The organism is Dysgonomonas sp. Shenzhen-Wh21 (assembly GCF_043392705.1).
In the GTDB taxonomy this organism is placed as follows: Bacteria; Bacteroidota; Bacteroidia; order Bacteroidales; family Dysgonomonadaceae; genus Dysgonomonas.
The window spans coordinates 1-4,353 of the sequence record NZ_JAIXHZ010000099.1 but is presented as its reverse complement, the minus strand read 5'-3'; the positions used below and the strand labels follow the sequence as shown (position 1 = coordinate 4,353).

Sequence of the window (4,353 nt, the reverse complement as noted above, 5' to 3'; positions counted from 1 at the left end):
CCCGAGACATTTAATCACGGAACGTCTGCTCAACGCATACGCTTAATCCTCGTCTCTATATTATAACTGTTTATAGGGGATATCAAAGGTGTTTCCATCTTGTATATCTCCTGTTGGGAGTCCTTTCTTCAACCAGCGTATGCGTTGAGCAGACGTTCCGTGATTAAATGTCTCGGGGACCGTGCATAGTTGCAATTGTATTTGCAGATGGTCATCTCCAGTTTTTGAGGCTGCGTTCAGTCCTTTTTCTATATCACCTTCTTCAAACGAATTGAACTTTTCATTATCGTGACAGACCCATACTTCGGCATAAAAATCTGCTTGTAGTTCAAACCTAACGTTAAGCTCGTTACTTTCTTTTTCGGTCAACTGTTGCTTTTGTTGTCCTTTTTGCAACATCTCCGGCAAGTATTGTATGTGATAACCTACTTCGGGAGCTATATATTTCAGTCCGTTCTGAGGAAATCTGTCAGCCCATACATCTTCTTTGCCGACAAATATAGTTTTTGCAAAATTAGCAGCAGATTCCTCTTGGGCGGAAGGAATATAAGTTTTCTCTAGAGATATTATATCGGTTGCTTGCTGAGTCATAAATTCCATAGGATTATTACCTCCTACAAGCCAAATAATGAGGCCAATTAAGATTGTTCCGCCAATACTTAAAGAGATCTTACCCGAAGTTTTTTCCCCTCGACGGTCATCTACGTTGTCACTGGTTTTTCTGTCATCCAATCTCATATTTTGTATTCTTAGATGTAACTCGATCTATTGTAAATACAAACATATAAAACAACGAGATTGTTTAAATCATCCTTCACCTCCGTCTTTGCCTTTTGGTCCTGCATCTTTTGAAGAAAAGGTGTAATTGGATTAATCCAATTTCCTGAATGGTGGTTTTACCACCTCTGCTTTCAAATTCTTTTCTCGTACTTTAATAAAAATAGGAGTTCCCAGCTTTGTATACTCTGGTTTTATATAACCTAATCCTATGCCTATCTTGGCTGTAGGCGACATTGTACCCGAAGTGACTGTTCCTATTGTTTCATTATTTTCGTTTACTATATCATATCCGTGACGTGGAATTCCTTTTTCTTGCATCTTGAATCCGCACAGTTTACGATTGACACCTTCCTGTTTTTGTTTTTCAAGTATCTCGCGAGCAGTGAAATTTTTTCCTTCCGTAAATTTGGTAATCCAACCTAACCCGGCTTCGATAGGAGTCGTTGTATCATCCAAGTCGTTGCCATACAGACAAAATCCCATCTCGAGGCGAAGTGTATCGCGAGCACCCAGTCCTATCGGTTTAATACCAAATTCTTCTCCAGCCTCAAAGATAGCGTTCCATATATCTTCTCCGTATTCAGGGTAAAAGTATAGCTCAAAACCTCCAGCTCCGGTATATCCAGTATTGGATATAATTACGCTATCCAGCCCCGATCCCTTAAGGCTGCCAATAACAAATGAATAATAAGGAATCATTGTTAGATCTATCTTCGTTAGCTTTTGAAGCGTCGCCAAGGCTTTAGGCCCCTGTATCGCTAATTGAGCTATCGTGTCGGACGAGTTTTCAAGATCAGCCAATTCTTCATTATGATCTGTCAGCCATTTCCAGTCTTTCTCTATGTTCGATGCATTTACTACCAACATATATTTATAGGGCTCGTAGTGATATATGATTATATCATCTACTATTCCACCCTGATCGTTAATGATGGCAGTATACTGGGCTTTACCTATTTCGAGAGTGGCAACGTCATTGCTTAACATTCTCTGTAGAAAAGGAAGAGCTCTGGGACCTTTTACCCATATCTCGCCCATATGAGATACATCAAATACTCCCACGCCTTTGCAGACGGTCATGTGTTCATCTATAATACCTGAATATTCGATCGGCATATTATAGCCCGCAAATTCATGCATCTTAGCGCCAAGAGCAATGTGGATGTCTGTAAATGGAGTTTTTTTCATTACTTATTATATATTTCGTTATTAGTGTTCAATATTACTAAAAAGTAACAAAAGTAACACATAATATATAGGTTTTACTTGTCACTTTTTATTATTTATAGTGTATTTCCATATAATATAGATAATTTTATTCACATAAAAAAATGAATACTCCTATCTATACGAATAGGATTTATTTACTCGTTACCAATTCGGCAATCTTAACGATCACCTGTACAGCTTTTTCCATAGACTGGATAGGTACAAATTCGTAACGTCCATGGAAATTATGTCCACCTGCAAAGATATTCGGACAAGGTAATCCCATAAATGATAGACGTGCACCATCTGTTCCTCCTCTGATAGGTTTTACAATAGGGGTAACGCCTACAGCGGTCATTGCTTCAAAAGCCAGATCAACCACATGCTTTACAGGTTCAACCTTTTCGCGCATATTGTAATATTGGTCTTTTATTTCTACAGTAGTACTATCCGGGTATAGTTTATTGATGAAAGCGATAGTGTCTAACATTACTTTTTTGCGCTTTTCGAATATTTCACGATCGTGGTCACGTATTATATAACCTACGGTTGCAGCATCTACTGTTCCCGATATATTTGTCAAATGGTAGAATCCTTCATATTCGGTAGTATGTTTGGGACGTTCATTTGAGGGTAGGAGAGAGACTAATTTGTTGGCTACTACCAATGCATTAACCATCTTGTCTTTTGCATATCCGGGATGAACGCTTCGCCCTTGAATATTAATTTTTACGCCGGCAGCATTAAAGTTTTCGTACTCCAGTTCGCCAATAGGTCCACCATCCATCGTATAAGCCCATTCGCAGCCAAATTTTTCAACATCAAAATAGTCGGCACCTGCGCCAATTTCTTCATCAGGTGTAAATCCTATTCGGATTTTTCCATGCTTGATTTCCGGATGATCTTTCAAGTATTTGATAGCAGTTAATATCTCTGCTATACCTGCTTTGTCATCTGCACCTAATAGTGTTTTACCATCAGTTACTATCAAATCCTGACCTACATAGTCTTGCATCTCAGGAAAATCGTTAGGGGATAAAACTATATTAAGCTCTTTATTTAATATGATATCTTTTCCGTCATAATTTTTTACAATCTGTGGATTTACATCTTTACCCGTTAAATCGGGGCTGGTATCCATGTGCGCAACGAACCCTATGGTTGGCACTTTTTTATCTGTATTAGCCGGAAGAGTTGCCATAATATATCCTTTCTGATCCAAAGATATATCTTCCAAACCCATTTCATGCAACTCCTTTTCGAGTTCACGGGCTAGAACCATTTGTCCGGGAGTACTTGGTGTTGTACCTGTTTCTGTGCTTGATTCTGTGTCAAATTTTACGTATTTCAAGAAACGATCTACTACTGTCATATTCTCTATTTATTTTTTATAATATTTTTATTGAAAAATCAGATTTGTTAACGCTTTGATCTCTAGTATTTTCTTTCTACAAAAGAGTTTCATGCAAATGTAGTAAAAGGAAATCAAAGGAAAAAATTGAAATCATATTTTGTGAATATGAAAAATTTATCTACTTTTGTCGCGGGTAAGTCCTATACGGTCAGCTCCCGATTAATCCCCCAGGGTTTGATCGCAGCAAGGGCCGTCGGTTGTAGCGACGCGATATAGTAAGCTTACCCACTTGCCTCTTTAGCTCAGTTGGCCAGAGCACGTGATTTGTAATCTCGGGGTCGTTGGTTCGAATCCGACAAGAGGCTCAAAAAAGACTATTCAATTTGGATAGTCTTTTTTATTTATGGCTATTTCTTTAGCATCTGTATAATAAACGAACAGGGTTAGAAATTCTAACCCTGTTCGTTTATTGTTGAAAGTATATGTAATTTCTGTTTTTTTGATATACTGGATTACCAACCTTTTACAGCTCCGCCCTTAAATACATCAGCTGCAACTTTCTCTACCTCTTCTGATTGATACGATTCTACAAACCTTTTGATTTTCTCACTGTCTTTATTTTCTTCTCTGGTCACTATTAGATTGACATAAGGAGACTCCTTATCTTCTGCAAAAACAGCGTCTTTAAGTAAGAGCCCTGCTTGTCCAGCAAAATTATTGTTGATGATAGATAGAGACACTTTTGCGTCATCTAATACTCTAGGTAGTTGTGGTGCTTCAAGTTCTAATATCTCCAAGTTTTTAGGGTTTTCTATTATATCAACTAATCGTGGAGATGTTGCTCCTTCTTTAAGTTTTATCAATCCCACCTTTTGTAATAATAGCAATGCTCTGCTATTGTTTGATGCATCATTCGGGATCACTACTACACTTCCATCTTTCAACTCATCCAAACTTTTTATTTTTTTTGAATATGCTGCCATTGGATATACAAACGTATTACCTACGAT

At 37.9% G+C, this 4,353-nt stretch carries 4 protein-coding genes and 1 tRNA gene; 1 reads left to right on the top strand and 4 read right to left on the bottom strand.

Annotated elements, in window-relative coordinates; translation table 11 throughout:
• Nucleotides 1–60 precede the first annotated feature (60 nt).
• The 3 genes from LDB17_RS06490 to pepT form a co-directional block, all read right to left on the bottom strand.
• Nucleotides 61–738 (bottom strand): neutral zinc metallopeptidase, encoded by a 678-nt coding sequence (locus LDB17_RS06490; protein WP_252639032.1) that lies wholly within the window; start codon nt 736–738, stop codon nt 61–63.
• A gap of 132 nt (nt 739–870) precedes the next feature.
• Entirely contained in the window at nt 871–1,968 is a 1,098-nt protein-coding gene (gcvT, locus tag LDB17_RS06485) for a glycine cleavage system aminomethyltransferase GcvT (protein WP_252639031.1), read from the bottom strand.
• Nucleotides 1,969–2,140: 172 nt separating this feature from the next.
• Complete coding sequence (gene pepT, locus LDB17_RS06480) at nt 2,141–3,361, bottom strand: peptidase T (protein ID WP_393924945.1); 1,221 nt, start codon at nt 3,359–3,361, stop codon at nt 2,141–2,143.
• A gap of 273 nt (nt 3,362–3,634) precedes the next feature.
• Between pepT and LDB17_RS06475 the strand changes: the two genes are divergently transcribed.
• Nucleotides 3,635–3,708: transfer RNA gene (locus LDB17_RS06475), tRNA-Thr, on the top strand.
• Nucleotides 3,709–3,855: 147 nt separating this feature from the next.
• On the opposite strand, the gene LDB17_RS06470 is transcribed toward LDB17_RS06475, so the two are convergent.
• On the bottom strand, nt 3,856–4,353 hold a 498-nt coding region (locus LDB17_RS06470), incomplete at its 5' end, for a MetQ/NlpA family lipoprotein (RefSeq protein ID WP_393924944.1).

What these genes read in the sequence shown, in the direction of transcription:
- gcvT (WP_252639031.1), bottom strand. Translation starts at nt 1,968, where the DNA reads ATGAAAAAAACTCCATTTACAGACATCCACATTGCTCTTGGCGCTAAG.
- LDB17_RS06490 (WP_252639032.1), bottom strand. Translation starts at nt 738, where the DNA reads ATGAGATTGGATGACAGAAAAACCAGTGACAACGTAGATGACCGTCGA.
- pepT (WP_393924945.1), bottom strand. Translation starts at nt 3,361, where the DNA reads ATGACAGTAGTAGATCGTTTCTTGAAATACGTAAAATTTGACACAGAA.